Origin of the sequence: Acidovorax sp., from assembly GCF_046339755.1 — a bacterium.
Taxonomy (GTDB): domain Bacteria; phylum Pseudomonadota; class Gammaproteobacteria; order Burkholderiales; family Burkholderiaceae_C; genus Acidovorax.
Map to the genome: position 1 here is coordinate 1 of NZ_JBKDTZ010000126.1, position 24666 is coordinate 24666.

A 24666-nucleotide genomic window follows, 5' to 3' on the forward strand; every position below is an offset into this window, starting at 1 on the left:
CAGGCAAGACAGGGATGCCCTGGGCGCTGAAAGTATGGACGGGTCAGCGCGGTCCTGCTCTCGGACTCGCCCCTGGTGCAATGCATCCACGGGACAATGCAGGCCGGCGCACACGCTCGGCGCCAAGCTGTCCCCATGACCCCCCAGACCCTGCTCACCGCGCTGCTGCCCCTGATGGCCGACCTGGCGCAAGACCTGCCTGAGGCCGAGCGCCACCGGCGCCTGCTGGAGGCCCTGCGCGTGCTGCTGCCCTGCGATGCCACGGCCCTGATGCGGCTCGACGGCGAGTGGCTGGTGCCGATGGCCGTCAACGGTCTGTCGCGCGACACGATGGGGCGGCGCTTTCGTGTGGCCGAGCACCCGCGCTTCACGCAACTGCTGGCCGCCAGCGGCCCGGTGCGCTTTGCCGCCGACTGGGGCCTGCCCGACCCCTTCGACGGGCTGGTGGACGGCCTGCAAGGCCATCTGCCGGTGCACGACTGCATGGGCTGCGCGCTGCAGGTGGACGGCAGGCCCTGGGGCGTGATCACGCTGGACGCACTGGAGGTGGGCCGTTTCTCGCGCGTGGCGCAGCCCACGCTGCAGGCCTTTGCCAGCCTGGCGGCCGCCAGCGTGGCGGTAGCCACCCGCCAGCATGGCCTTGCGGCCGAGGCCGAGGGCGAGCGCCAGCGTGCCGAGACCTATGCCACCCAGGCGGCCGGCGTGCGCGGCGGGCCGCGCCAGCTTATCGGCCACAGCACGGCACACAAGCGCCTGCTCAAGGAGATCGCACTGGCCGGCCCGACCGAGCTGTGCGTGCTGATCCAGGGCGAGACCGGCACCGGCAAGGAGCTGGTGGCGCAGGCGCTGCATGCCGCATCGCCGCGCGCCAAACGCCCGATGGTCAGCATCAACTGCGCGGCCCTGCCCGACGCCCTGGTGGAAAGCGAGCTCTTCGGCCATGTGCGCGGCGCCTTCACCGGTGCCGTGGGCGAGCGGCGCGGCAAGTTCGAGCTGGCCGATGGCGGCACCCTGTTCCTCGACGAAGTGGCCGAACTGCCGCTGCCGGTGCAGGCCAAGCTGCTGCGCGTGCTGCAAAGCGGCCAACTGCAGCGCCTGGGTTCGGACCGCGAGCACCGGGTGGATGTGCGCGTGATTGCCGCGACCAACCGCGACTTGGCGCAGGAGGTGCGCGAAGGCCGCATGCGTGCGGACTTCTACCACCGACTGAGCGTGTACCCGCTGCACGTGCCGCCGATGCGCGAGCGCGGGCGCGATGTGCTGCCCATCGGAGGCTTTTTCCTGGAGGAGGCGCGCTCGCGCATGGGCCTGGGTGCCGTGCGGCTGGATACCGCGGCCCAGGCCGCCCTGCTGGCCTACGGCTGGCCAGGCAATGTGCGCGAGCTGGAACACCTGCTGGGCCGCAGCGTGGTCAAGGCGCTGGGCCGGCATGCGCAGCGCCCCCGGATCCTCACCCTCTCGGCCGAGGACCTGGACCTCGGCAATACGAACAACGCGGCCAATCCCATGGCACCACCGTCCGCACCCGAGGCGCCCGCCGGCCACCTGGGCCTGCGCGGCGCCGTGGCGCAGCTGGAGCGGCGCATGGTGCTCGACGCGCTGGCGCAGCACGGCCAGCAATGGGCACCGGCGGCGCGGGCCTTGGGCATCGACCCTGCCAACCTGGCGCGCATGGCCAAGCGCCTCGGCATAGAGCGGGCGCCTTCCTGAGCCGCCTGTTTGTTTATTCCAGCGCCGACGCGGGCCCGAAGAACTCGAAGCGCGACTGCGCATCGGGCACGCCCCCGGTGCGCAGCCCGCGGCGCACCTGCGGCATGAAGGGCTTGGGGCCGAGGACGTAGGCATCCACGTCGCGCGTGCCGCCGGGCAGCCAGCGCTCCAGCAGGTCCCCGTCGAGCCGGCCCACGGCGTGCGGCAGGCCGGGGGCGCCCTGGGTCACCTCGTCGTAGCAGTAGTAGCGCTGCAGCAGCCCCGGATGGCGCGTGGTGGCCTCTTCGATCTGCTCGCGAAAGGCATGCACCTCGCCATTGCGCGCGCAGTGGATGAAGGTCACCGGGCGCTCGGCGGCCAGCGCCTGCTCCATCAGGGCCAGGGTGGGCGTGATGCCCACGCCGCCGCTGATCAGCACCACGGGCCGCTCGCCCTCGCTCAGCACGAAGCCGCCCGACGGGGGCAGGAGGTGCAGGGTATCGCCCGCGTGCACCTGGTCATGCAGGTGGTTCGATGCCATGCCGCCCGGCTCGCGCTTGACGCTGATGCGGTAGCTGCGCCCGTTGGGCGCAGCCGACAGCGAGTAGTTGCGCCGAATGTCCCTTCCCTCCACGGTCAGGCACAGGCCGATGTACTGGCCCGGCGCAAAGTCCATGAGCGCGCCGCCATCGGCCGGCACCAAATGGAAGGACGTGATCTCCGCGCTCTCGCGCACCTTGCGCTGCACCGTGAAAGCACGCTGCCCACGCCAGCCGCCCGGTGCCACAGCCTGCGCGTCGTAGCGCGCGCGCTCGGCGTCGATCAGGATGTCGGCCAGCTGCCCATAGGCGGCCGTCCAGGCGTCCATTACCGCGTCGGTCGCCACCTCGGCGCCCAGCACGTCACGGATGGCGCGCAGCAGGCAGCGGCCGACGATGGGGTAGTGCTCGGGCAGCACCTGCAGCGCCACGTGCTTGTTCACGATCTGCGTGGCCAGCGGGCCCATGGCTTCGAGCCGATCGATGTGTTTCGCATACATCAGCACGCCATTGGCCAGCGCGCGCGGCTGGGCGCCCTTGGCCTGGTGGGTCTCGTTGAAGAAGGGCCGCACCTCGGGGTGCTCGGCCAGCAGCATCTTGTAGAAATAGGTGGTGAGCGCCTCGCCCCCTTGTTCGAGCAGGGGCACGGTGGACGAAACGATGGCGCGTTGGGAATCGGTGAGCATGGCGGGGGACACAGGAGTCGAGTGGATGAGACCCTGTAGAGTGCAACCCCCGTGCCGTCGCGCGCAGCCTTTGCGATCAATGGCTTACGTCAATCACCTGTCAAAACGACTGGCATGGGTTGCAGGTCATTTCGACCACGCACAGTCGAAATGACTGCCATGCGCCAAGGCCTGTACCAGTCCTTTATGCCTGACGGCCGCGCCGCGCGGCCAGACCTAGGCAGCAGTCGCAGAAAGTGCTGCAGCAAGGCAAGGCGAACCAACTATCGTTTGCGGTTGGAAGCAAATCCGTATCAGTCGCGACTGGGCACGTGGATGCCCTTGAGCAGTTGGCGCACGGACTCCTCGACCTGGTCATTGTTGTTGAGGGCCGGGCGGCCGTCCGCGACCAGGCGTTTGATCAGCGACAGCAGCGAATCGATCTCGATGGGCTTGATCAGGAAGGCGTCGTATCCATCGAAGATCCGGCGCACCACGTCCTCGCTGGTCGCGCTCATGAAGACGAAGGGGATCTGTGCCAGTGCCTCGTCCTGCCGGACTGCCTGCCCTAACTCTCCACCGTTCATGATGGGCATCATGAAATCGGACAGGATCAAGGCCGGCTTTTCACCATCGCGCAGAATATCCAGCGCGTGCTTGCCATTGGACGCCACCGCCACCCGGTAGCCTTCGGCTTCGAGCAGCAACTGCAGTATTTCGGCGTTGCCGTATTCGTCCTCGACGACCAGTAGCATATTCATCGAGACGGTCTTTCTTCAGACGTTGAGAAGCCCACCCGCCTTGAGCGGAGAAACGAAAATGTTTACCTGCGACTGCGTGGCCCCGCCACCGCGCACCTTGGTGATCAAGACCAGTCGCTCATTCACCGGCCTGTCCTTCGCGGCCACAGAGTCAAAAGCGAACACGTTGTCGAACCACCCTGTCACGCCATCGGCCAAAGGCGTTCCAGCCGCAACAGCCAGGGCATCCGGGTCCACGGTGAAAAAAGAAGTCACTCCGCGCCGCCGCAGCTCGGTCAGCAGGCGGCCCAGGAAACGGTACCCACGTTCAGGAAACGCCAGCGTGTCGGCCAATCCCGCCACCCCATCCACCACCAGCCGGCGGATCTTGAGCTCATCCACCAGGCGCAGCAGCTTGTGCCCCATCTCATCCATCGATTCGTCTTCGTGGCCCATATTTTTGATGACCAGTGCACCTGATCCCACCGCTGCTTCCACCCCCAAGCCCAACTCTGAGCCAAACCGCCTCAGATCGCCGGCCAGCTCGGTACACGACAACACCAGCCCTGGATCAACAGGAGTGGACGCTGCTGCGAATGCGAGCGCGAAAGTGGTTTTGCCGCTACCAGTTTGCCCGATCACCGCCGACGCACTGCCAGTGAACAGGCCGCGACCGTGTAGGACAGCGTCCAGCGCGGGCACGCCGGTCGAAATGGTGGAGGCGCCCAGCCTGGCGTTGGCGTCCACCAGGGGCAGGCTTTCCAGGCGGGGGAAGAACTGCAGTCCCTGCGTTGATATGCAGAAGGTATGCTGCCCACGGATGACTTGGCTGCCACGGAACTTGCGCACCTGCATGCGGCGCTCGGCGCGCCAGTGAAAGCCGTGGTCTTCGAAAGAAAAGATGCCGTCCACCATGGTCTGCTCTGCGCTCAGGGCGTTTCCATGGCCACCGGTGAGCACCAGGCAGGTGCAGGACATGGCACTCACCAGGCTCTGCAGTTCGTGCACGAACTGGCGCACCGAGTCGTTGGTCATCGTCTCCAGGTTGTCGACCACCAGGCCATCGATCACCAGCAAGGTCGCACGGTGGCGCATCAGTTCACCACGCAGCAGGCCCACCACCGCCTTCAGCCCCCCCTGGTCCAGCTCGCGGTAGCCGCTGACGTAGAACACCGTCGCGCTCACCTCCTGCTGGTCGAAGAAGATCTGCTGCTCCATGTGCTGCAGCATGCGCGCATGCGATTCCGCCAGCATGGTGACGTACAGCGTGCGTATCTCGCGCCGCGCCAGGGTGTAGGCGATCTGGTTGGCCAGCGTGGTCTTGCCCACGCCCGGCGGCCCCTCGAAGATGTAGACACCTCCCTCGAACAGGCCACCGTTGAGGATATCGTCCAGGCCTTCGACCAGGGTGGGCAAACGTTTCATTTTTTGTGCGGTGGTAGAGATCGGCCATGCAAGAGGCGCCGTACGGCAGCCTCGGACCAGGGTGTTGCATTGCTAGCCGGGAACACCCCATTGTAGGGACGCCGGAAGGGCCCCGACGCGCCCTTCGCCATCCGCGGCCGTCAGACCACCACCAACGGCAGCACTCCGCCCAAGGCACAGCCCGGCGCCCCCCCGCAGCGCGAACAGGCCGGTCAGTTCACTTGTTGAAGCGGCGTCGCCGTCAGATGCAGGCCATGTCTGGCCTCGTTCGTGTCCATGAGGTAGGACGACACCAGTTGGTGAACACTCAGTTGGTCAAGGTGGGTATCGAGGCGGATGTAGAGGCCGTCGCAGGTCGGCTTGGCCGCACGCAGGCGCGCCTTGGCGCGCGGCAGGGAGCGCACGGCATGCTTGAGCGTGCCCCGCAGCGCCCTGTACGCCTGCAGTACATCGTCCCCGCTGGGGCCTCCCAGAAGCCTCCCCAGGCCTGCAGGGGGGGCATGAACAATCCGGTAGCTGTAGATCATTGCGGCACCTCACTGCCAAACCCGCAACTTACGCTCGGTACCCGCCAAGGTGTGTAGGCAAAACACCCTTGACGCGGCAAAAATCACAGGTCTCCAGTGGATGGGCGTTGAAGATCCTCCGGCCCTGCGCATGCGCTGCCTGCCGACCGCACCGGGACGGCGGCGAGCATCCGCGCCCCCACAGTCCACAGCCGCCGTGGACCACCCTGTGGACAAGGCCTGTGCAAACCGCGCAAAGCCAATGCCGGTGCGGCTTGCGACGCGCTGCCTGCCAATTGGGCAATGCCCCGCGCAGGGGCCGCGGCAGGGTGCCCATGTGGGCGCTCACCGTCCACAGCCGACGGGGATGACCCTGTGGACAAGCACTGGACATGCACGCCGGAGCAAGCACTGGCGCGGCCTGCAGCACGCTGCCCGCGATTTCATCAGCCCCGCACCGCCGCTGCCCGGGTGCATCGCCGCGAAACTGCCTTGCGCCGGCATTGCACACAACCAGCGCAGAGTCCACAGCCAGCGTGGATGACCCTGTGGACAAGGCCTGTGCAAACCCCGCAAAGCCAATGCCGGCGCGGCCTGCAACAGGCTGCCTGCAAATTGACCAAGGTTCCGAGGAGGCGATGCGGCAAGGTCCGGCAAGGCCTCGAAAGGCGCCCTGGTGTCCACAGATGGCGTGGATGACTTTGTGGATAAGCCTTGCGCATGTGCGCCAAAACCAGTGTTGGCGCGGGCTGCCACGCGGTGCCCACGAAATCGCCAGCCGGGCCGCGCACCGGTCCCCAGAGCGCGCGGTAAAACAGGCCTGCGCTCCGGCGCACCTGCACGGCCGCGCCGTCCACAGGCGCCGTGGATGACCCTGTGGAAAAGGCCGGGGGATACGCCGCAAAGCCAACACTGGCGCGGCCTGCGACGCTGTGCCTGTTCTTTCATCAGCGCGCCGCCGCGTCCCACGGCATCGGGACGGTAAGTCACTTTTTGGGCCCAGGCAAGCACCCGGCCGCGCTCACGACCGGCCTGCACATGCACCGGGCGCTTTGCGCGTGGCTGCCACCAGGACAAGTCCACAGCCACCGTGGATGACCCTGTGGACAACCCCTGTGCAGGGGTGCCCCGGGCCAGCACCGGCGCGGGTTGCAACCCGGTGCCTGCGATTTCATCAACCGGCCGCCGCGCGCAGCCCGGCAGGCACGGCTTACACTGCCCGCTGGAGGTGTGCCATGGAACCACATTCGTCGCCCGCGGCCGGCAGAGGCCCCTTTGTGCTGGACGTTGCGAGGATCGCGCTGGGCGTGTTCATCGGTGGCCTGGCCGCCCTGTTCGCCCATGACGCCATCGTCGGGCCGCAGCCCTCGGCCCCGCCGACACCACCCCCTCCGGCGGTGAGCATGCCGTCCAAACCCGTGGGCCAGGACAGCGGCGGCACCGGCACCGCCAGCGGCAACACCGGCACACAGGCGGCTGCGCCACCCCTGCCAGCCCAGACCGAGCCGCCGTCGCCACCACGCCCTGCGCCGCCCGCCCCGCCTCAGGCCGAGGCCCCGCCTCCGGCGGCCCAGCCCGCGCCGGCCGCACAGGACCCGGCACCGAAGAAGGCCGACGACGACCTCAGGACCGCCCAGGCCCTGGCCGCGCGGCTCGAAGCCGAGCGCCAGCAGCGCCGCGCCGACGCCTGGGCCCGCTACTTCCAGCCCAGCCCGGTGTGCCGCGCCGACCCGACCACGCGTCCCTGCGCCGACGCCCACCTGGCAGCACGCAAGCGCTTCGACGCGCAGTACGTGGACCGCTGAGGGCCTGGATTCGCAGTGCAGCAGCCTCGTTCGCCGAAGCTGCGCAAGCGGCCGAAGACCACCGGTGCGGCCCACGCCAGTGCGTCTGCCGCACCACGCCCTTTCACGGCCGGGGGCGCGCCGGCACCCGCGTCTCCAGCGCAGGGGCTACGTAGTGCGGCGCAAAGCTGCCGCCCGTGCCGAAGCGTGCCTCCAGCGCCGTGCAGCGCTGGGCCACGCTGGCGGGCGTGGGCTTGGTGCGCGTTTCCACCCAGTCGAGCAGCGAGGTCACCAGGGCCGGGTAGGTCGGATCGCTGATGTAGCTGTGCGTGCCGGTGTTCACAAAGGTCTGCACCAGGCGGTCGCCGCTGCCGCCGCGGTCCATGGTGGTCTTGAAGTAGGCGTCCAGTTCCACGAAGGCCGTCGGATCGCTGATCCATTTGGTGGTGAGCACCGGCACGGGGATGGTGCCCTTGGGGTCGGTATCGTCGGCAAAGCGCTGCACGGCCACCGGGTCGGCCCGGTAGCGCAGCACGCCGGCGTTGAGCGCCGCGTCATCGGCCGAGCCGCTGTACACCACGCCGGTGTTGCCGAAGGGGCTGGCGCCGCCGGTGCGCTTGGCCGTCACGTCCTGGAAGTGGTAGGTGCCCCAGCTCAGGTGGGCCGAGATGGAGCTGGCCGGGATCTTCACCACCTTTTCGATGGTCTCGACCCTGCGCTGCTGCTCGGGTGTGCGCTGGGCAGCGGTCTTGTCCAGGCCTAGGCATTCGTTGGCGCGGGCGTTGAAGTCGTCGCGCGCCAGCGTCAGCGTGGCGGGCAGGCCGAGGTTGAGTGCGTAGCTCGCCTCGGTGGGCCGCGGGTGGTTGTTGCACAGGTACTGGTAGACCACGCGCAGGTCCAGGCGGAAGTCGTACGAACGCGTGCCGCCGGCCAGCACTCCGCTGGTGAGCAGCACGGCGTCATAGGGCTGCATGCCCACGGTCTGGGCGGTGAACATCTCGGCGGCCTTGGCCGCCACGCCCGCGCCCCACGACTGGCCGTGTAGCACGGTGCGCTTGGGCACTGCGACATGCTCGTTGAAGATGCGGCGCAGGCGCTCGGTGTCCTCGGCCGCGGCACGCACTTCCACCCCGCCCTGGCGAAAGGTGGAGCCGGCCCAGGCGTAGCCGGCCTTGACCATGATGGCCCAGCGCACCAGGTCTTCCTGCGCGCGCTCGGCCGTGGGCGCGGCAAGGTCGGGCCCGCCATGGGCGTGCAGGATCAGGTTGCCGCCCCAGTCCTTGGGCGTGGCGATCAGGTAGTAGGCGCCGGCCGAGTCGCGCCCGCCCAGGCAGGTGGCGGAGGAGGGCAGTTCGGCCGGGCAGGCCACGGATGTGGGCTTGGCCTCGGGCGGGTACGAGGGGCCGTCGCTGCCGCCGCAGGCGGACAGGAGGGCAATGGCCGAGAGCGTGGACAGGACGGACAGGGTCGACGAAGCGACCGGGCTGCGCGGGCCGGTGGTGGAAGGCATGGATGGTGTCTCCGGTTGTTGTTGTGGCAAAAGCGTGCTCCTCTGCGGAATGCGCGATGAGCACCAAGGCCCACCACAGGGAAACCGACGAGGCCGGTCGCAGGGAACAGGGCGTATCCTAGGAGCGTGGGCTGCACATGCCAAACACCTGAATAATCTGTGATCCATACGTTATGAATATCGAGTTCAGGCACCTGCGCTACTTCGTGGCGGTAGCGGATGCCAGGCACATCACGCGCGCCGCCGAGCGCCTGGGAATACAGCAGCCGCCGCTGAGCCAGCAGATCAAGGCACTGGAGGTGGAGCTCGGCGTGCCCCTGTTCCTGCGCCACCCCAAGGGCGTGACCCTGACCGATGCGGGCCAGTTGTTCTACGCCGAGGCCACGCGCCTGCTGCGCGACTGCGCCGCCATGCAGGAGCGCATGCTGGCCTTTGCCGATGGCAGCCAGGGCATGCTGTCCATCGGCTTCACCAGCTCGTCGGCGGCGCACGACTTCACGCCCGAGGCGCTGCGCGTGTGCCGCGCCACCTACCCCGGCATCCAGCTGGCGGTGAGCGAGAACAACGCCGCCGAGATCACCGATGCGGTGGCCTCCTCGCGCCTGCACTGCGGCTTTCTGCGCGTGCCCGTGGCCTGGCCCAAAGGCGTGGTGCTCAAGACCCTGCTGCAGGAACCCGCCGTGCTGGCCATGCCGCGCGACCATCCGCTGGCACAGTTGCCTGTGGGCAAAAAGCCCGGCGCGGTGCAGCTCAAGGACCTGCAGGGCGAAAAATTCATCTTCGTGCGCAAGCCCGGCGCGCCGGGGCTGTACGCCAACCTGCTGGAGCTGTGCACGCGCGCGGGCGTGGGCATCAACGTGGTCTCGGAGGTCGACCGCATGATGACCAACCTGAACCTGGTGGCCGCCGGGGCCGGCATCTCGGTGGTGCCCTCGTCCATGCAGGGCACGCACCACAACGCCATCGTCTACCGGCCGCTGGCGCGCGCCGTGAAGCTGGGCGCGCCGCTGACCCTGGCTTACCGCAAGAGCGATTGCCATGGGCCCACGGGCGCCTTTGTCGAGCTGGTCACGAAGATCGCGGCCGAAAGGGCCCGTGGTGCCACGACCGCAGCCTGAGCGGCCCACCCCCGCCCTGACGCGCCGCCGCCAGCTGCTGCACTGGGCCACGGGCACGGCCGCGCTGGTGGCCGGCATGCCGGCCGTGCATGCAGCGGCGGCGCAGGCCGCGCCCTGGCCCATCCGCCCCGTGCGGCTGATCGTGGTGTACCCGCCCGGGGGTGTGAGCGACGCGACGGCGCGCGCACTGGCGCAGCCCCTGGCGCAAGCCCTGGGCGTGCACGTGCTGGTGGACAACCGCGCGGGTGCCGGCGGCGCGGTGGGCATCGACTTGCTGGCCCGCGCCGCGCCCGACGGGCATACGCTCGCGTTCTCGGCCATCACCCCGCTCACGCTGCAGCCCTTGCTGGTACCCGGTTCGCGCGACCTGCTCACACAGGTTGCGCCCATCGTGGGCATCATGCACACGCCGGTGCTGGTGATCGGCACGCCGGCCTTGGGCACGCGCTCGTTCACCGAAATGATCGCCATGGCCCGCGCGCGGCCCGGCGCCGTGCGCTGGGCCAGCTCGGGCGTGGCCACCACCGGGCACATGGTGCTGGCCCAGACGCGGATGCACAGCGGCGCCGACATCACCCATGTGCCCTACCAGGGCGGGGGTGCACAGCTCAACGACGCGCTGAGCGGCCAGTTCGAGGTGCTGTCCACCAACGTCGCAGCGCAGCAGCTCGAGTACGTGGCCGCCGGGCGCCTGCGCGCGCTGGCCGTGGGCTCACCGGCGCGCCTGGCGGACCTGCACGATGTGCCCACGCTGGCGGAGCTGGGCTACCCGCGCGCCAACCTGAGTTCGCTGTTCGGCCTGTTCTCTCCCGCGCGCACGCCGGCGGCCGTAGTGCAGGGCCTCAACGATGCGGTCAACCGCATCCTGGGGGCGGGAGGGCTGGCGGCCTCGCTGCGCGACAAGCATGTGCTGCCTGCTGGCGGCACCGTGGCCGCCTTCGCGCAGCAGATCGCGGCCGACCGGCGGGACAACGAAGCCCTGGTGCGGCGGGGCGCTGCGCTGCTGCGCTGAATGCCAGCGCCTGCCCGGTGCTACTGGCGGATGCGGCCGGTGGCACTCACGATGGACAGCTCCACGAAGCGCGAGCCCCCGCGCTGGCCGGGGCGGTAGCCCACGGTATAGCCGCCCAGGTCCAGGCTGTCGATGCTGTCCAGGGCCGCGGCCAGGTTCTCGCGCGTGGGCCGGGCGCCAGCGCGGCGTGCGGCTTCGGCAATCACCTTGGCGGTGATATAGCCCTCCATCATCGCGTAGCTCACGGGCACGTCGGGGTCACCGCTCTTGGCCTGCACTTCGCGGAATTCCTTGCTCAGCTTGCTCGATGCACGGTAGGGGTTGGGCGTGACCTGGGCGATCGAGATGCCCTGCATGTGCTCCTCGGCCAGGCGCTTGGCCAGTTGCTCCAGGTCGATGTCGGATGAGGCGAACAACCGCGCCGTGCCGCCCTCTAGGCGGTACTTCTCGATGAAGGCCGAGGCGGCTGCCCCGCTGGTGACCATGATGATGGCCTGGGGCTTGGCTGCCTGCAGCACCTTGTTGGCATTTTCCATGCGCAGGGTGTCCATCTCGTGGGCGCCCTTGGCGATCAGGCTGCCGCCATTCTTCTTGATCGCCTCCTCGGCGCTGGCGAGCAATGCCGGGGCATCGGGTCCTTCTTCGTACAGCAGGCCCAGTTTGGTGATGCCCACGGTGGCCAGGTGCTCTGTGATCTTGCCGATCTCGTCGCGCAGGCCGGCGCGCACGTTGTAGAGCTGTGGCGCATCGGGCTGGAAGGTGCTGCTGCGGTAGCCCACCAGCGCGATCTTCTCCCTGGCCAGCAGGCCCGACTTCTGCAGCGCGGCCAGGTTGCTGCTGCCCATGTAGCCCGCGAGCAGCAGCGGGCGCTGCTCGGCCAGCAGTTGCTGGGTGGCGGCCAGGGTCTGGTCGGCGCGGCCGGTGTCGTCCTTGCGCGCCAGCACCAGGGTGTTGCCATTGATGCCGCCAGCCTTGTTGACGTGGTTGAAGTACATCTGCATGCCCGCCGAGTAGCCCCGGCCGTCACTGGCCTTGAGGCCCGACAGGGGCGCCACCTGGCCAACCACGAGGGGAGCGGCCTGCACACCCCCTGCCAGGGCCAGCAGGGTGGCGATGCAGGCGAATGACTGGCGGGCACGGGTAGCAGCGATCGGGTTCATGTGTCTCCTCTGGCTTTTTCTGGGGGCTCGCCCGGTGCGGTTGCATCCGGTAACGGACCGCTTTTATACCAGCAGCCCGCCGCCGCTGACAGCCTTCTGTCAGGTTGATACCCTTGCCCTGACCCGATAACTCGGCCCTTGCCCACAGCCCATCGAACAATCTGCTTGCAATATTCACATCTGGATGCAACGTGTCTGCTTGACCGAAGAGGGACTACAACCTGACAACTGCCCGCTCTACAACGCCGTCGTCGCCGTGGGCTGGCAACCAGGCGTGTTCTATTCCCCGTTTGTCTGGTACTACTTCCTCACGCCTTGAGAGCCTGCCGCACATAGCCGATAGCCCGCCAGGCGGGAATCCGGGCGGAGCACGCCCCCCCGGAAGGCGCAGGGCTTGGCCAGCCGGCCCTTAGAACCTGTTTACGTTCTTAGTCGGCCGTGGCCATCAGCACAGAAAGTGCGCGCGCAAACGGCCGGTGGTGGCGCGACCTGGGTGGCACGGCATGCACACGCAGGGTGGCACAGCCCAGGCCCGTCACGGCAATCACCCGCGCCACGGGGCGCTGTTCGTCCAGGTCGGGCAGTTCCACATCGACCATGCCTGCAGCGCGCAGCACACGCAGCTTGTCGATGTTGGAGGCGTCGGTTTCCGGGTAAGGCAGCTCGTCGTGCTTGAGCGTCCTGAGGTAGTCAATCGGCATGGCCGCACTCCCAAGGGGTTGGTCAGTGCATTGTGGAGGGGGCATGGGAGCGCTTCAAGAACTGATACAAGACAGCACACTTCGGGCGCTGCTGTCACGGAAATACCCACGCGCCTGGAGCGGCAGCGCGGGGCAGGGGCAATAGCCTTCCTGGTTGCGGGGTTGCAGGCGGCACCTGCTGGTAGACGTCAGCGTGCCACCACGGCCAGCACCAACAGGCGCTCGGCGATGTCGTCGGCAGTCTGCTCCAGCTGCGCCAGGCTGTAAGTGCCGGCACACCAGCCGCCATACCAGATGCGAAACGCCTGCACACCCGTGACGGGTGCATGCCTGCCGTACCAGCGGATGGCATCGTCGATGTGCGGGTGGTGGGTGGCGTTGCCGACCTCCTTGCGTTCGTCGAACATGCGCGCGCGGTAGCCGAGCGCACCGTCGTGGGCGATGTGCAGGATGAGGCTATTGCCCCGGTGCGCGGGAGTGCAATCGTCGCTCTCGCGTTCCAGGCCCTCATCGGGGAGGACGACGGCAGCCATGGCGGTGGCAAGCATGGGGCGGTGCTCCTGCAAGGCCATCAGCCCATGGCCTGGAATTCGCCGTAGACCGTGTCGCCGAACTGCGGTTCCACCTGCACGTGGGCCATATCGGTGCGGCCCACCATAAGGTATTCACTTTGTTGCGACTGCGAGGCGGCGCGCAGGGGCTGCCCCATCTGCAGGGGATTGGCCTCGCCGATCAGGTCAAGGCGCTTCATCTGAAGGTCTTCGAAATGCATGGTGTTCATCCTCGCGGGCAGGCAAAAACAGGGGCTGTACAAGGTCTGTGCATGAATTGGCTCACTTTCCGCGGGCCCGCGGGGTCGGAGAGCCGAGGGGTGCTTTGTAGGAAATGTCCTGCATGGCGCCTTTTCCCAACGGGGGCGGCCGGATCGGTTACGCCGCGTCACAAACAAGCGGCGTGCAAGGCGGTATGGTGGCGGGCATGTACCCCGACGGATCCCGCTCGTCCGGCCTTTTTCCCCAGGAGCCTCCATGCACCGCAGCATCCACCATCCCCTTCTTGCCACCTGCGCCGGCCTGGCCCTCGCCCTGCTCGCGGGCTGCACCGGGACACCCGCGCGCGCGCCCGCCGCCGACACGCCCTCGGTGGGCCCTGGCCCCAAGGGGGGCACCTGCAATGCCGCTCCCGCGCAGGGTGCCAAGGGCAAGCAGCCCACGGCCAGCACGGTGGAACAGGCGCGCGTGGCCTCGGGCGCAGCCATGGCCCGCGTGCTGCGCGACAACCAGCCCGTGACCATGGAGTTCAACGCCGAGCGCCTGAACCTCGTGACGGACGCGGGCGGCAAGATCACGGCAGTGCGCTGCGGTTGATGGGGTGAGTGGCAGGGCTGCACGCACAGGCAGCAGCAAACGCCCACACCGGGTACGATCCCTGGGCGGGCACCTCTCGCACCGCCCGCCTTCCGATGCAGCCGCCCTCCCCCACCGTCCGCGCCATTGCGGCCCTTTCGCTCACCCAGTTGATTGGCTGGGGCTCCACCTTCTGGCTGCCGGCCGTCACCGGGCCCGCCATGGCCGCCGACCTGGGCCTGCCACTGCCGCTGGTGATGGCAGGGCCGACCGCCATGCTGGTGGTAATGGCCCTGGTGTCCTGGCCGCTGGGCGCCGTGTTCGAGCGCCATGGCGCGCGCCCGGTGATGGTGCTGGGTTCGTTGCTGGGCGCGGTGGGCCTGGTGCTCGTGGGCCTGGCGCAGGGCCCCGTGTCCTACCTGCTGGCGTGGACGCTGCTGGGCCTGGCCGGCGCAGGCATGCTGACCACGCCCGCACAGATCGCGGTAACCGAGATCGCGGGCGACCAGGCGCGCAAGGCCCTGGGTGTGCTGATACTGGCCGGGGGCCTGACCTCCACCCTGTTCTGGCCCCTCACGGGCCTGCTGCAGGCCCAATGGGGCTGGCGTGCGGCAACGCTTTCCTTCGGCGTGCTGATGCTGTTGGTCTGCATGCCCGTGCACTGGGCCATTCTGGCCCGACGCCCCCGGCAGAAGGCCGCTGAATCATCGAACGCGGGACCTGCTCCCACCATAGACCACCCACGCTTCGTGCTGCTGGCCATGACGTTTGCATCCAACGGCTTCGTGACCTGGGGCTTTGCGCTCACCATCATCATCCTGTTCGAGGCCGCGGGGCTCAGCCACGCCAGCGCGCTGGCAGCGGCCTCCTTCATTGGCATCGCGCAGTGGGCCGGGCGGCTGTTCGACTTCCTGGGCGGCGGGCGCTGGTCGGGCTTCACCTCGGGGCTGGCCGCATCGGCCCTGTTCCCGCTGAGCTTCATCGTGCTGCTGCAGACCAGCAGTTTCACCGGCGCCCTGCTGTTCGCGGTGCTCTACGGCGTGGCGGGCGGCGTGATCGCTGTCAACCGGGCCACGCTGCCGCTGCAGATCTTTCCAGCCGGGGCCTATGCACGCGCGTCGGCACGGCTGGCCATGCCGCTGAACCTCTCGTTCGCCGCGGCGCCGCCCGCGTTCGCAGCCCTCATGGGCTCGGCCGGGCCACGCGCGGCCTTGTGGCTGGCGTTCGGGATTTCGCTGCTGTCCCTGGCCTCGCTGTTCGGGCTCTGGCGGCTGCAACGCAGCACGGGCTGACCCGTCAATCGGCCAGGAACAGCTCCTGCAGGTCGCTCAGGAAGTCGAAGCCCCGCTCCGTGGGCCGCACGTGGCCGCCCAGGCTGCGCTCGATCAGCCCCTTGGCTTCGGCCTTCTCCAGCGCCTTGGCAATGGCGGTGATGGGCAGGCCCGTGCGCTCGGTGAAGTCCTTGAGTTCGAAGCCTGCGCGCAGGCGCAGGGCGTTGAGCATGTACTCGAAGGGCAGGTCGGCGCGGCGCACCTCCTCGTCCTGCGCGACGGCATGGCCCGCCAGCGCGTTGTCCATGTAACGGGCCGGGTCGCGAAAACGCACCTGGCGCACCACGCGGTGGGCAAAACTGAGCTTGCTGTGCGCCCCCGCGCCGATGCCCAGGTAGTCGCCGAACTGCCAATAGTTGGTGTTGTGGAAACACTGGTGGCCGGACTGCGCGTAGGCCGATATCTCGTAGCGCGCCATGCCGGCCTGGCCCGTCATCTCGGTGATGCGGTCGAGCATGGCGTAGGCCTGGTCGTCCTCGGGGATGGCCGGCGGGTACTTGGCGAAGTAGGTGTTGGGCTCGATGGTGAGGTGGTAGATGGAGATGTGCGGGGGCTTGAGCGACAGGGCCAGGCCCACGTCCTCCTCCAGCTCGGCCAGCGTCTGCCCCGGCAGGGCGTACATGATGTCCAGGTTGAAGGTGTCGAAGGCATCAACCGCCTCGCGAACGGCGGCCAGGGCCTGCCCGCGGTCGTGCACCCGGCCCAGGGCCTTCAGGTGCCGGTCGTTGAAGCTCTGCACGCCGATGGACAGGCGCGTGACGCCTGCACCGCGGAAGGCGCGGAAGCGGTCCTTCTCGAAGGTGCCGGGGTTGGCCTCCATGGTGATCTCGCAATCGGCCTCCAGGCGCAAGCGCGCACGGATATCGCCGATCAGCCGGTCGATGGCTTCGGGCGAGAACAGGCTGGGCGTGCCGCCGCCGATGAAGATGCTGTGCACCGAGCGCCCCCAGATGAGGGGCAGCGCGGCCTCCAGGTCGGCCATCAGCGCGTCGATATAGCGTTGCTCGGGCACCTCGCCAGGGGCCGCAGCGCTGTCGCGGTACTCGTGCGAGTTGAAGTCGCAGTACGGGCACTTGCGGATGCACCAGGGCAGGTGCACATAGAGTGACAGCGGCGGCAGGCTCTGCAGCTGCAGCAGGCCACCGCGCATGTAGTGCTGGATGTCCCGCACCACGGCGGGCTCGGCCGCCTCGGTGTCGGGGACGATGGGGATGTGGGTCATGGGACTTCGGCGGCCGGCTCAGAGGCTGGGAATTTTTTGGCCGTGACCGAGGGGCGCGCCAAAACGCCTCGGATCTAGGCGCAAAGCACAGCCATAGCTCGGGCTATGGCGAGCATTTGCAACGACGAGCCGGGGTGTTTTGGCGTGCAAGGCGGGCATGGACGAAAGATTCTCAGCCTCTCAGAACCAGCGCTCGCGCATCAGCGCCAGCATCTGCTGGGCCGCGCGGCCGCGGTGGCTGTGGGCGTTCTTCACTTCCACGGGCAGCTCGGCAAAGGTCCTGCCGAACTCGGGAATGAACATCACGGGGTCGAAGCCAAAGCCATTGCTGCCGCGCGGTTCGCGCGTGATCTCGCCGACCACGCGGCCCACGGCGATCAGGGGTTCAGGGTCTTCGGGGCTGCGCACCGCCACCAGGGTGCTGACCATGGCCGCGCGGCGCTGGTCGATGCCCCGCATCTGCTCCAGGATGGCGCGCACATTGGTGTCGTCGCCCTTTTCATAGCCGAACTGCGTGGCGTAGTAGGCCGTGTCCACGCCGGGCAAGCCGCCAAAGGCGTCCACGCACAGGCCGGCATCGTCGGCCAGGGCCGGAAGGCCGGTGTGGGCCGCGGCGAAGCGCGCCTTGGCCAGGGCGTTCTCGACAAAGGTGCGAAACGGCTCATCGGCCTCGCCCACGCCCAGGTCGCCCTGGCGCACGAGTTCGACGGAGAGCGGCGCCAGCATGGCCTGCAATTCGGCGAGCTTGCCGCGGTTGTTGGAGGCGAGAACCAGTTTCATCGTGCAAATCGTTGTTGTCGGGGCCGCAGGGGCGGCCCAGGGGGGTCAGTCGCGCAAAGCTTGCTGCTGCAGCGCAATCAGCTCGGCAATGCCTTTTTCGGCCAGGGCCAGCAGCGCATCCATTTCCTTGCGCGTGAAGGCCACGCCTTCGGCTGTGCCCTGTACTTCCACATAGTGTCCCGCACCCGTCATGACCACGTTCATGTCGGTGTCGCAGCCTACGTCCTCCACATACTCCAGGTCCAGCAGCGGCGTGCCTTCGACGATGCCCACCGAGATGGCGGCCACGGGCTGGATCAATGGGGACTTCGTGATCTTGCCAGCAGCCAGCAGCTTGGTCACCGCGTCCTGGGCGGCCACCCAGGCGCCGGTGATGGCGGCGGTGCGGGTGCCGCCGTCGGCCTGGATCACATCGCAGTCGAGCTGGATGGTGCGCTCGCCCAGCAGCTTCAAATCGAACACGGCGCGCAGGCTGCGGCCGATGAGGCGCTGGATCTCCTGCGTGCGGCCGTTCTGCTTGCCGCGCGCGGCCTCGCGGTCGCTGCGGCTGTGGGTGGCGCGCGGCAGCATGCCGTACTCGGCCGTCACCCAGCCTTCGCCGCTGCCGCGCTTGTGCGGGGGTACGCGCTCTTCGACAGATGCCGTGCACAATACCTTGGTGTTGCCGAACTCGATCAGCACCGAGCCCTCGGCATGCATGGTGTAGTGGCGCGTGATGCGCACGGGGCGCAGCTGGTCGGCTGCGCGGTCGCCGGTGCGGGTGAAGGTGGTCATGGTGTTTCCGGTGTCGATGGGAAGGCAATCCCGCGCGGGCCAGCGTCGTGCTCGCGGGGCAGCAGGAAAAGGGCGCTCCAAGCCGCTGCGCGGCCGGCTGGCACAGGCGGTCAGGCTTTGCGCGCGGCAGAGCGGCGGATGGCTTCGTTGATCTCGGCGATCGAGCGCTCGATGGCGGCGTCGTCCAGGTCGTCCACCAGCCCGTCGAGCGGGCCGGCCTGGATGGTGGAGGCGAACACGTCGTCGCTGATGCTGTCGGTGGACACGCCCTGGGTGGACTCGAAGGCATCGGGCGTCTCCCACTCCAGCGCCACCACGGTCACGTTGTCGCTGCTGTCGCCGGCCTTGCGCAGGGCATCCTCCACCAGTTCGGGCACGGCATGCGACACCGCCTGCAAGGCCATCTGTTTGGCGATCTCTTCATCGCTGAGCGTGCCCCACAGGCCGTCGGAGCACAGCAGAATGCGGTCGCCCTGCTCCAGGTACACCGGGCCGGTGATGTCGTAGATGGGCTTGGTGGGCGAGCCAAGGCAGGTGAACAGCACGTTGCGGTTGATGCGTTCCAGCCCCGGCGGCGGGTTGTTGCGCAGCTCCATGTACGAGTGGTCGCGCGTGCGCGTAAGCAGGTCGCCGTCGCGCACCATGTACAGGCGCGAGTCGCCGCAGTGGATCCAGGTGGCCGTGCCGGCCTGCACCACGGCCGCCACCAGTGTGGTGCGCGGCGTGTCCAGCATGCCCTTGTCGGTGGCGTAGCGCAGGATCTGGTGGTGCGCGGCCAGCAGCGCGCCCGAGAGGAACTCCTGCACGTCCTTGAGCTGGGGCTTGGCCTCACGCTGGAACAGCGCCGAGACCGTCTGCAGTGCGATCTGCGCCGCCACCTCGCCCTCGGGATGGCCGCCCATGCCGTCGGCCAGCACGAACAGGCCCGATTCTCGCGTGTAGCAGTAGCCCATGCGGTCTTCGTTCTTCTCGCGGCCGCCACGGCGGCTGATCTGGAATACGGAGAACTTCATAGTGACCCATGCAAACAAGGATGCACCACTGCATCGTTAGTGAAACAGCACCCTGCCCGAACCCGCTTTGCGTGGGTCGTTTTCATTTGGGTTTTGCTCCGATCCCGGTGGCCTCGCCCACCTTCTGCACATTCTTCTTGGTGTCGGACACCAAAGTGTCAAGCTGCAGGCGCATCTTCTCGGCCACCGTGAGCTTGGTGTAGCGGCGTTCGCCCTCGCGGCTGAGTTCCTTCTGCAAGGCGAACACGGACTGAGGGCGCGACAGTGGGTCCAGCGCCATGCACCACTCCACCACCTCGATCAGGTTGTCGGAGTACACGCCGCGCAGCTTGGTCAGGGCCAGCGAGAGGCGGTCCTTTTCGATGCGCTGGGGCGCCTCGTTGGGCGGAAAGCCCTGCATGCAGGCATAGATGCAGGCGCCGATGGCGTAGATGTCGGTCCAGGGGCCCATCGACGAGTCGCGCCGGTACATCTCGGGCGCGGCAAAGCCGGGCGTGTACATGGGGCGGATGAAGTTGCCCTCCTTGGACAGCACCTCGCGTGCGGCGCCGAAGTCGATCATCACGGCCTTGTTGTCGTCGGTGATGAAGATGTTGGCCGGCTTGATATCGAGGTGCAGCATCTTGTGCTGGTGCACGATGCGCAGGCCGCGCAGCACTTCGTCGAAGAGGGAGCGGATGGTGGACTCGCGGAAGACCTTCTGCGTCTTGAGGTCGCGCGCGGTAATGATGAAGTCCTGCAGGGTGGCGCCCTCCAGGTAGTTCATCACCATGTAGACGGTTTCGTTCTCGCGGAAGAAGTTGAGCACGCTCACCACGGAGGCGTGCGAGATCTGCGCGAGCGCGCGGCCTTCTTCAAAGAAGCTCTTGAGGCCCAGGCGGTACAGGGACAACTTCTCGGACGGCACCTTGGGCAGCAGTTCGCCCGGTGCCCGTGTGGCCAGGGACGAGGGCAGGTATTCCTTGATGGCGACCTGCTGGCCTTCACTGTCCAGCGCCAGGTACACGACCCCAAAACCGCCCGACGACAACCGGCGCACCACACGATAACCACCAATCGCGGTATCGGGTGGCAAAGGGGCCGGTTTGATTTTTGACATATTTTGCGAAGATGATTCTGGGGTAAGGCGGAACCCGGATAATCGCCGGATCGCAAGCAACCATCAAAAAGTCCAATGCCAGTTTACAGCATGACCGGCTATGCCAGCGCGCAGCACGGCACATCCGCCACCGGCGCTGAAACCGAGGGCCGCGCCACCCAGGCGCGCCGCCTGGGCCTGGAGATCCGCTCGGTCAACAGCCGCTTTCTGGACCTGTCGTTCAGGCTGCCCGACGAACTGCGTGCCATGGAACCCGCCCTGCGGGCCCTGCTGACCGCACGCCTCAAGCGCGGCAAGGTGGAAGTGCGCGCCGCGCTGGAGAACGAAGACAGCAACACCCTGCAGGACCCGCCCGCCCGGCTGTTGCAGCGCCTCAATTCCCTGCAGGACTCGGTCAAGTCCTGGCTGCCCAACGCCGCGCCCCTGAGCGTGGCCGACGCGCTGCGACTGTGCGCCAACGCCCATTCGGGCACCGAGGACTGGAGCGAGGCCGTGCCCGCCCTTGCCGAAGAGGCCCTCACGGCGCTGATGTCCGCCCGCGAACGCGAAGGCAAGCGCCTGGCCGCCATGCTGCAGGACCGCGTGAAGCAGTTGCGCGAACTGGCCCAGCAGGCCGTGCCCCTGGTGCCGCAGTTGGTGGAACAGCAGCGCCAGCGCTTCATGGAGCGCTGGAAGGAGGCCATGGCCCTGACCGACGGCGCCACCCCGCCCGAGGCCGCCCGCGACCGCGCCCTGACCGAAGCGACGGCATTCGCTATCCGCATCGCCGTGGCCGAGGAGATCACGCGCCTGGATTCGCACCTGGACGAGATCGAACGCCTGCTCAAGAAGGGCGGCGAAGTCGGCAAGCGCCTGGATTTCCTGATCCAGGAACTGCACCGCGAAGCCAACACCCTGGGCTCCAAGTCGGCCGCGCTGGACCTCACGCGCATCAGCGTGGACATGAAGGTCCTGATCGAGCAGATGCGCGAGCAGGTGCAAAATATCGAGTAATACTCAGTTTTTGATAGCGCCCGGCGCACACCATCCATGGACTATCCCGGAAACCTCTTCGTAGTGGCGGCCCCCAGTGGCGCCGGCAAATCCAGCCTGGTCAAGGCCCTGCTGGAGCTGGACTCGCACGTGCACCTGTCCATTTCGCACACCACCCGCCCCCCGCGCGGCCAGGAAAAGCACGGCCGCGACTACTATTTCGCGTCGCAGTCCGAATTCGACGCGATGGTCGAAGGCAATGCCTTCGTCGAATGGGCCCACGTGCATGGCAACCGCTACGGCACCTCCAAGAAGGCCATCGAGGAGCGCATCGCCCAGGGCTCGGACGTGATCCTGGAAATCGACTTCCAGGGCGCGCTGCAGATCCGGGAAGCATTTGCCAATGCCATCCTGGTCTTCATCCTGCCGCCGAGCTGGGAAGAACTGCGCTCACGCCTGGAGCGCCGCGGCGAGGATTCGCCCGAGGTGATCGAAGTACGCTTGAAAAATGCGGCCACCGAGATGGCGGAAGTAGGGAAATTCGACTTCGTTATAATCAATGAGTTGTTTGAGCGCGCGCTTTTCGACCTGAAAGCCGTAGTTCACGCCCAGCGACTCAAGTACGCCGCACAGCGCCGCGCCCGTGCTGACACCTTCCAGTCGCTCAATATCACCTGAATCCCCGGAGTACACCGATGGCACGCATCACCGTAGAAGATTGTCTGGAAAAGATCCCCAACCGCTTCCAGCTCGTGCTGGCGGCCACCTACCGTGCCCGCATGCTGAGCCAGGGCCATGCGCCCCGCATCGAAAGCCGCAACAAGCCCGCAGTGACCGCCCTGCGCGAAATCGCCGAAGGCAAGGTCGGCCTGGAGATGCTCAAGAAGGTTCCTGGTTGATTCTGACCAAGGGCCCCGGCCCCGAGAGCACCGCTGCCATGCGGTGCTTTTTTTTGCCCTGCCGACCCGTATCGCGCACCCGCGCTACATTTAAGGCATGAACGCGGTGTTCAACACTCCTTCGGCAGCACCTGCCCGGCCTGGCGACACCACCCACGCTCCGGCCAGTGCATCTGCGGCAGCGGCCAATGCCGCAGCCGCCAGCTTTGCCGCGCTCACCGACAACCTGGACTACCTGGACGCCCACAGCATCGAGCAGGTGCGCCAGGCCTACCGCTTTGCCGACGAGGCCCACCTGGGCCAGTTGCGCAACAGCGGCGAGCCCTACATCACCCACCCCATCGCAGTGGCAGCCCAGTGCGCCACCTGGAAGCTCGACGCCCAGGCCCTGATGGCCGCGCTGCTGCACGACGCCATGGAAGACTGCGGCGTGACCAAGGTGGACCTGATCGAGCGCTTCGGTGCGCCGGTGGCGGAACTGGTGGACGGCCTGACCAAGCTCGACAAGCTGCAGTTCAACACGCGAGAGGAAAACCAGGCCGAGTCGTTCCGCAAGATGCTGCTGGCCATGGCGCGCGACGTGCGCGTCATCCTCATCAAGCTGGCCGACCGCACGCACAACATGCGCACCCTGTCGGACATGCCACGCAGCAAGTGGGGCCGCATCTCGTCGGAAACGCTGGAGATCTACGCCCCCATTGCCCACCGCCTGGGGCTGAACCAGACCTACCGCGAGCTGCAGGACCTGTCGTTCCGCCACCTGCACCCCTGGCGCTACGCCACGCTGGCCAAGGCGGTCAACAAGTCGCGCAACCGCCGCCGCGATCTGGTACAGCGGGTGCAGAGCGAAGTAGATGCGGCCTTTTCCCGCATCGGCATGCAGGTGCGCCTGGCCGGCCGCGAAAAGACGCTGTACGCCATCTACCAGAAGATGGACCAGAAGCACCTGAGCTTTGCCCAGGTGACGGACATGTACGGCTTTCGCGTCATCGTGCCCACGGTGACGGACTGCTACACGGCCCTCGGCGTGCTGCACCAGATGTACAAGCCGGTGCCCGGCAAATTCAAAGACCACATCGCCATCGCCAAGCTCAACGGCTACCAGTCGCTGCACACCACGCTGGTGGGCCCCTCGGGCGTGAACATCGAGTTCCAGATGCGCACCGACGAGATGCATGTCATCGCCGAGGCCGGTGTGGCCGCGCACTGGCTGTACAAGGCACAGGATGGCGACGGCACGGCGGCCGAGCGCTTGGGCACCAAGTGGCTGCAGTCGCTGCTGGACATCCAGAACGAGACGCGCGACGCCGCAGAGTTCTGGGACCACGTCAAGGTGGACCTGTTCCCCGACGCGGTCTACGTGTTCACGCCCAAGAGCCAGATCATGGCCCTGCCCCGGGGCGCGACCGTGGTGGATTTTGCCTACGCCATCCACAGCAACGTGGGCGACCGCACCACGGCCGCCAAGATCAACAACGAGCAGGTGCCGCTGCGCACCGAGCTCAAGAACGGCGACGTGGTGGAGATCATCACCGCCCCCGTGTCCACGCCCAATCCGGCCTGGCTGGGCTTTGTGCGCACCGGCCGCGCGCGCTCCAAGATCCGCCACTACCTCAAGACCCTGGCGCATGCCGAGTCCGAAGGCCTGGGCGAGAAGCTGCTGACCCAGGCCATCCGCGCCGAAGGCCTGGAGCAGTTGCCCCCGGTGAATGCCGAAACCCAGCCCATCTGGGACAAGCTGCTGCGCTTCACCGGCAACCGCACGCGCACCGAGCTCATGACAGACCTGGGCCTGGGCAAGCGCATCGCGAGCATCGTGGCCAAGCGGCTCATGGTGCTGATGAGCGAGCACGGCCATCGGCCTGACGCCCTGCTGCTGAGCCGCGAGCGCTACACCTCGCACGAGCGCGTGTCGCAGGGCGCCGTCACGCTGGACGGCAGTGAGAACGCCTCGGTGCAGTACGCCCATTGCTGCCGTCCCGTGCCGGGCGATTCCATTGTGGGCTACCTGGGCCGAGGCGAAGGCCTGGTGGTGCACAACGCCCACTGCGGCGTGGCCAAGCGCCTGCAGCACAAGGACAGCGAGCGCTTCATCGCCGTGGACTGGGCCGACGAGCCCGTGCGCATGTTCGAGACCGGCATCGTCGTCACCATCACCAACAGCAAGGGTGTGCTGGCCCGCGTGGCTGCCGACCTGGCAAGCGCCGAAGCCGACATCACCCATGTGGACATGGACGACGAGGTGGCGCTGGACACCACGGATCTGCGCTTCATCGTGGCCGTGCGCGACCAGGCCCACGTGGAGGCCGCGCTGCGCAACCTGCGGCGCACGCCTGCGGTGATTCGCGCCAGCCGCATCACGCCCGCGGCCTGAGCCCCCT

25 protein-coding genes are annotated in these 24666 nt (G+C 67.6%); 11 read left to right on the forward strand and 14 right to left on the reverse strand.

The window, feature by feature from the left end:
• The first annotated feature begins 135 nt into the window (after nt 1-135).
• The gene (gene norR / locus ACK59X_RS09490; RefSeq protein ID WP_409956802.1) at nt 136-1710 is read left to right on the forward strand and encodes a nitric oxide reductase transcriptional regulator NorR; all 1575 of its coding nucleotides are present in this window, start codon (nt 136-138) and stop codon (nt 1708-1710) included.
• Nucleotides 1711-1723: 13 nt separating this feature from the next.
• Here the strand turns inward: norR and hmpA are convergent, their stop codons facing one another.
• The 4 genes from hmpA to ACK59X_RS09510 form a co-directional block, all read right to left on the reverse strand.
• Complete coding sequence (hmpA, locus tag ACK59X_RS09495) at nt 1724-2914, reverse strand: NO-inducible flavohemoprotein (RefSeq protein ID WP_409956804.1); 1191 nt, start codon at nt 2912-2914, stop codon at nt 1724-1726.
• Between the two features lie 293 nt (nt 2915-3207).
• Entirely contained in the window at nt 3208-3654 is a 447-nt protein-coding gene (locus tag ACK59X_RS09500; protein ID WP_409956806.1) for a response regulator, read from the reverse strand.
• 15 nt (nt 3655-3669) lie between these two features.
• Complete coding sequence (locus ACK59X_RS09505; protein WP_409956808.1) at nt 3670-5058, reverse strand: RAD55 family ATPase; 1389 nt, start codon at nt 5056-5058, stop codon at nt 3670-3672.
• 212 nt (nt 5059-5270) lie between these two features.
• A complete protein-coding gene (locus ACK59X_RS09510) occupies nt 5271-5585 on the reverse strand; it encodes a hypothetical protein (RefSeq protein WP_409956810.1) in 315 nt (104 codons plus the stop codon).
• A 1214-nt stretch (nt 5586-6799) separates the two neighbouring features.
• Here ACK59X_RS09510 and ACK59X_RS09515 point away from each other — a divergent pair.
• Nucleotides 6800-7369 carry a hypothetical protein gene (locus ACK59X_RS09515; RefSeq protein ID WP_409956812.1) on the forward strand — a complete coding sequence of 190 codons (570 nt, stop codon included), beginning with the start codon at nt 6800-6802 and terminating at the stop codon, nt 7367-7369.
• Between the two features lie 103 nt (nt 7370-7472).
• Here the strand turns inward: ACK59X_RS09515 and ACK59X_RS09520 are convergent, their stop codons facing one another.
• Nucleotides 7473-8858: a hypothetical protein gene (locus ACK59X_RS09520; RefSeq protein WP_409956813.1), complete on the reverse strand. Its 1386-nt coding sequence runs from the start codon at nt 8856-8858 to the stop codon at nt 7473-7475.
• A gap of 179 nt (nt 8859-9037) precedes the next feature.
• Between ACK59X_RS09520 and ACK59X_RS09525 the strand changes: the two genes are divergently transcribed.
• Together ACK59X_RS09525 and ACK59X_RS09530 are read left to right on the forward strand one after the other, a co-directional pair.
• Nucleotides 9038-9976 (forward strand): LysR family transcriptional regulator, encoded by a 939-nt coding sequence (locus ACK59X_RS09525; RefSeq protein WP_409956864.1) that lies wholly within the window; start codon nt 9038-9040, stop codon nt 9974-9976.
• A gap of 76 nt (nt 9977-10052) precedes the next feature.
• The gene (locus tag ACK59X_RS09530; protein WP_409956866.1) at nt 10053-10988 is read left to right on the forward strand and encodes a Bug family tripartite tricarboxylate transporter substrate binding protein; all 936 of its coding nucleotides are present in this window, start codon (nt 10053-10055) and stop codon (nt 10986-10988) included.
• A 20-nt stretch (nt 10989-11008) separates the two neighbouring features.
• Here ACK59X_RS09530 and ACK59X_RS09535 read toward each other — a convergent pair whose 3' ends face one another.
• Nucleotides 11009-12148: an ABC transporter substrate-binding protein gene (locus tag ACK59X_RS09535; protein ID WP_409956815.1), complete on the reverse strand. Its 1140-nt coding sequence runs from the start codon at nt 12146-12148 to the stop codon at nt 11009-11011.
• Nucleotides 12149-12332: 184 nt separating this feature from the next.
• Here ACK59X_RS09535 and ACK59X_RS09540 point away from each other — a divergent pair, with 184 nt between their 5' ends.
• The gene (locus ACK59X_RS09540; RefSeq protein WP_409956817.1) at nt 12333-12467 is read left to right on the forward strand and encodes a hypothetical protein; all 135 of its coding nucleotides are present in this window, start codon (nt 12333-12335) and stop codon (nt 12465-12467) included.
• Nucleotides 12468-12576: 109 nt separating this feature from the next.
• Here the strand turns inward: ACK59X_RS09540 and ACK59X_RS09545 are convergent, their stop codons facing one another.
• From ACK59X_RS09545 to ACK59X_RS09555, 3 genes are all read right to left on the reverse strand, one after another.
• The gene (locus ACK59X_RS09545) at nt 12577-12849 is read right to left on the reverse strand and encodes a hypothetical protein (RefSeq protein WP_409956818.1); all 273 of its coding nucleotides are present in this window, start codon (nt 12847-12849) and stop codon (nt 12577-12579) included.
• A 188-nt stretch (nt 12850-13037) separates the two neighbouring features.
• The gene (locus ACK59X_RS09550; RefSeq protein ID WP_409956820.1) at nt 13038-13397 is read right to left on the reverse strand and encodes a hypothetical protein; all 360 of its coding nucleotides are present in this window, start codon (nt 13395-13397) and stop codon (nt 13038-13040) included.
• Nucleotides 13398-13420: 23 nt separating this feature from the next.
• Nucleotides 13421-13621, reverse strand: a complete 201-nt coding sequence (locus ACK59X_RS09555) for a hypothetical protein (RefSeq protein WP_409956822.1) — start codon at nt 13619-13621, stop codon at nt 13421-13423.
• Nucleotides 13622-13877: 256 nt separating this feature from the next.
• On the opposite strand from ACK59X_RS09555, the gene ACK59X_RS09560 reads away from it, so the two are divergent.
• Together ACK59X_RS09560 and ACK59X_RS09565 are read left to right on the forward strand one after the other, a co-directional pair.
• Nucleotides 13878-14216, forward strand: a complete 339-nt coding sequence (locus tag ACK59X_RS09560) for an I78 family peptidase inhibitor (RefSeq protein WP_409956824.1) — start codon at nt 13878-13880, stop codon at nt 14214-14216.
• A 95-nt stretch (nt 14217-14311) separates the two neighbouring features.
• A complete protein-coding gene (locus ACK59X_RS09565) occupies nt 14312-15487 on the forward strand; it encodes an MFS transporter (protein WP_409956826.1) in 1176 nt (391 codons plus the stop codon).
• A 4-nt stretch (nt 15488-15491) separates the two neighbouring features.
• Here ACK59X_RS09565 and hemW read toward each other — a convergent pair whose 3' ends face one another.
• From hemW to ACK59X_RS09590, 5 genes are all read right to left on the reverse strand, one after another.
• A complete protein-coding gene (gene hemW, locus ACK59X_RS09570) occupies nt 15492-16748 on the reverse strand; it encodes a radical SAM family heme chaperone HemW (protein ID WP_409956828.1) in 1257 nt (418 codons plus the stop codon).
• 180 nt (nt 16749-16928) lie between these two features.
• Complete coding sequence (rdgB, locus tag ACK59X_RS09575; protein WP_409956829.1) at nt 16929-17528, reverse strand: RdgB/HAM1 family non-canonical purine NTP pyrophosphatase; 600 nt, start codon at nt 17526-17528, stop codon at nt 16929-16931.
• Nucleotides 17529-17573: 45 nt separating this feature from the next.
• Complete coding sequence (rph, locus tag ACK59X_RS09580; RefSeq protein WP_409956831.1) at nt 17574-18302, reverse strand: ribonuclease PH; 729 nt, start codon at nt 18300-18302, stop codon at nt 17574-17576.
• Between the two features lie 110 nt (nt 18303-18412).
• Nucleotides 18413-19315 carry a PP2C family protein-serine/threonine phosphatase gene (locus ACK59X_RS09585; protein ID WP_007855569.1) on the reverse strand — a complete coding sequence of 301 codons (903 nt, stop codon included), beginning with the start codon at nt 19313-19315 and terminating at the stop codon, nt 18413-18415.
• An 82-nt stretch (nt 19316-19397) separates the two neighbouring features.
• Nucleotides 19398-20414: a serine/threonine protein kinase gene (locus ACK59X_RS09590; RefSeq protein ID WP_409956833.1), complete on the reverse strand. Its 1017-nt coding sequence runs from the start codon at nt 20412-20414 to the stop codon at nt 19398-19400.
• A 75-nt stretch (nt 20415-20489) separates the two neighbouring features.
• Between ACK59X_RS09590 and ACK59X_RS09595 the strand changes: the two genes are divergently transcribed.
• The 4 genes from ACK59X_RS09595 to ACK59X_RS09610 all read left to right on the forward strand — a co-directional run bounded on the left by ACK59X_RS09595 (nt 20490) and on the right by ACK59X_RS09610 (nt 24659).
• Nucleotides 20490-21407 (forward strand): YicC/YloC family endoribonuclease, encoded by a 918-nt coding sequence (locus ACK59X_RS09595; protein ID WP_409956835.1) that lies wholly within the window; start codon nt 20490-20492, stop codon nt 21405-21407.
• A 36-nt stretch (nt 21408-21443) separates the two neighbouring features.
• Nucleotides 21444-22064, forward strand: coding sequence for a guanylate kinase (gene gmk / locus ACK59X_RS09600; RefSeq protein WP_409956837.1), 621 nt, complete (start codon nt 21444-21446; stop codon nt 22062-22064).
• Between the two features lie 17 nt (nt 22065-22081).
• Nucleotides 22082-22285 (forward strand): DNA-directed RNA polymerase subunit omega, encoded by a 204-nt coding sequence (gene rpoZ, locus ACK59X_RS09605; protein WP_005794722.1) that lies wholly within the window; start codon nt 22082-22084, stop codon nt 22283-22285.
• A gap of 97 nt (nt 22286-22382) precedes the next feature.
• Nucleotides 22383-24659: a RelA/SpoT family protein gene (locus ACK59X_RS09610; protein ID WP_409956839.1), complete on the forward strand. Its 2277-nt coding sequence runs from the start codon at nt 22383-22385 to the stop codon at nt 24657-24659.
• The last annotated feature ends 7 nt before the right edge of the window (nt 24660-24666 follow it).